The sequence below is a fragment of the Burkholderiales bacterium genome (assembly GCA_013695435.1).
GTDB lineage: Bacteria > Pseudomonadota > Gammaproteobacteria > Burkholderiales > JACMKV01 > JACMKV01.
Genome location: JACDAM010000262.1, coordinates 1 through 2,835, shown reverse-complemented (window position 1 = coordinate 2,835; position 2,835 = coordinate 1). Strand labels below are relative to the sequence as shown.

General features: G+C 63.7%; 2 protein-coding genes. One reads left to right on the top strand and one right to left on the bottom strand.

What is annotated here, in order from left to right; all coding sequences use genetic code 11:
• Positions 1–149 precede the first annotated feature (149 nt).
• Positions 150–296, bottom strand: a complete 147-nt coding sequence (locus H0V78_12975) for a hypothetical protein (protein ID MBA2352652.1) — start codon at positions 294–296, stop codon at positions 150–152.
• A gap of 94 nt (positions 297–390) precedes the next feature.
• On the opposite strand from H0V78_12975, the gene H0V78_12970 reads away from it, so the two are divergent.
• On the top strand, positions 391–2,835 hold a 2,445-nt coding region (locus H0V78_12970; GenBank protein MBA2352651.1), incomplete at its 3' end, for a protein ndvB.

The following is a 2,835-nucleotide window of genomic DNA, read 5'->3' as shown; positions in this document are numbered from 1 at the left end:
TCGGCGTTCCGCAGACAACGCGCGATTGGCTCGATCGGCTTGCCACGGCAGTCGCCTCCGCACAACGCGCCGCAGCACAGCAAGTTGCAATCGCCGAACAGGTCATCGCCCGCGTCGGCGAACTGGCGGACGCCATCAATATGCGATTTTTATATCGCGAGGAACGCAAGCTTTTCGCGATCGGCTACAACGTCAGCGACTTGCGGCTCGACAACTCCTATTACGATCTGCTCGCCAGCGAAGCGCGCCTCGGCAGTTTTGCGGCAATCGCGCGCGGCGATGTGCCAGTCGAGCATTGGTGGGCGCTTGGCCGGCCGTATGCATCGGCCTTCGGGCGGCGCGCGCTGCTGTCGTGGAGCGGCACCATGTTCGAATACCTGATGCCGCTTGTTGCTGACGCGCAGCTTCAAACATTCGCTGCTCGATCAGGCGTGCGCGGCGGCGGTCGCAAGCCAGATCGACTACGGCGGCCAGCGCGGCATTCCGTGGGGTATCTCGGAAGCGGCGTTCAGCGCGCTCGATGCGCACCAGATTTATCAATACCGCGCGTTTGGCGTGCCCGGCCTGGGTCTGAAACGCGGGCTCGAAGAAGACCTCGTGGTCAGTCCGTATTCTTCGGCCCTGGCGCTGCAAGTGGCACCCGCCGCGGCGCTCGAGAATTTACGCCGCATGGCCGATCTCGAGCCGCTCGGCCTGCTCGGCGATTATGGATTTTTCGAGTCCATCGATTATTCGCGCCAGCGCGATCCGCGCGGCGCGCGCGGCGTGCCGGTCCATGCCTATATGGCGCATCACCAGGGGATGATTCTGGCCGCACTCGATAACGCACTGCACGATAACATCATGCCCGCCCGCTTTCATGCCGACGCCCGGGTGCGGGCCGCCGAGCCGCTGCTGTTCGAACGCATTCCGCAAGCGGTGGCGGTAGCCACGGACTACGCGCGCGAAGCACCGCTGCCGCGCCTGCTCCCGCTCATTGCCGCGCCGCAAAGCAGCCGCATCGCTACGCCTGACACCTCGACGCCCAAAGTTCATCTGCTGTCAAACGGCTCCTATTCGGTGATGGTGACCAACTCCGGCGGTGGTTACAGCCGCTTTCGCGATATCGACATCACGCGCTGGCGCGCCGACACCACGCGCGATGGCTGGGGCAGTTTTATCTATCTGAAAGCCATGCGCAGCGGACGCGTCTGGTCCGCTATGCATCAGCCGATGCGTTCGGCAAGCGCCCGCCATTCGGTGAGCTTCAATGAGGACAAAGCCGAGTTCTTCCGGCGCGATGAGGATTTCGATACCCAGACGGAAATCGTCGTGTCGCCCGAGGACAACACGGAAATCCGCCGCGTAACCCTGATCAATCACAGCTCGCGCGAAAGAGTCATCGAAGTGACCAGCTATGCCGAGATCGTGCTGGCCGCGCACAACGCCGATCGCGCGCATCCCGCGTTCAACAATCTGTTCGTCGAAACCGAAGCGCTGCCGCAGACCCTGCTCGCGTGGCGACGCGCCGGCTCGCCGAATGACGCCGGCCTGTGGGCTGCGCATAGCGTCTCGCCGCCCGGCGCGGTGCAATTCGAGACTGAGCGTGCCGCATTTATCGGCCGCGGCAGGACGCTGGATAATCCGCAGGCGCTGGAACGCGCATTGACCGGCACCGCCGGCACCGTGCTCGACCCGGTTTTCAGCCTGCGCCGCCGCGTCATCCTCGCGGGTAACGCGCGCGTGCAGCTTTCATTCTTCACCGCCGTCGCCGATTCGCGTGAACAAGTGTTGGCCATTGCGCAAAAATATGCCGACACGCGCGCCATCACTCGCGCGTTTGAACTGGCGTGGACGCACACGCAACTGGAAATGCGCCGCCTGCGCATTCATCGCGACGACAGCCGCTGGTTCGAGGAGCTGGCCGGACATCTGCTTTACCCGCACGCGCAATTGCGCCCGCCGGTGGAGCGCTTGCGGCGCAACGCGCTCGGCCAGTCCGGCCTGTGGGCGCACGGTATCTCGGGGGATTTGCCGATCATCATCGCGACCGTCGCCGATGCGCACGATATCGACCTCGTCGCCGAAACCCTGACCGCCTGGAACTATCTGCGCTTGCGCGGCCTGAAGACCGATCTTGTGATTCTGAACGAGGAAGCGGCAAGCTATGAACAAACTCTGCACGATCGACTGCGCCGCCTGACTTTGGCGCACGGCCAGACGCAAGGTCAGACGCCGGCGCAGGGCGCGACCGGCAACGTGTTTCTGCTGGCGGCGGCCAATCTCCCCGAGCGCGATTTGAACCTGATGCTGGCGAGCGCCCGGGTGGTGCTGGTGGCGGCCAGGGGTTCGCTGCGCAAACAGTTGACGACGCCGGCGCAAACCACCCCGCTGCCGCAAGCTTTAACGATCAACCAGCGGTTCCGGGAAGAGCCGTCGCCGCCGTTGTACTACATGGAGTTGCCATATTTTAACGGCCTCGGCGGTTTTACCCAGGATGGCCGCGAGTACGTGATCTATCTCGGCCCTAAAGCGTGCACGCCGGCGCCTTGGGTCAACGTCATGGCGAACGTCAATTTCGGCGCGCTGGTCAGCGAATCGGGCAGCGGATTCACCTGGTACGGCAACAGTCAGAGCAACCGTCTGACGCCGTGGAGCAACGATGCGGTCGGCGATCCGGCGGGCGATGCGATTTACATTCGCGATGACGACATGGGCGTCTACTGGACGCCGACAGCATCGCCGATCCGCGAGCTCGATGCTTACCGCGCGCGCCACGGTCAGGGCTATAGCGTGTTCGAGCACAACAGCCACGCGATTGAACAGGAGTTGCTGACTTTTGTGCCGGTCGACGAT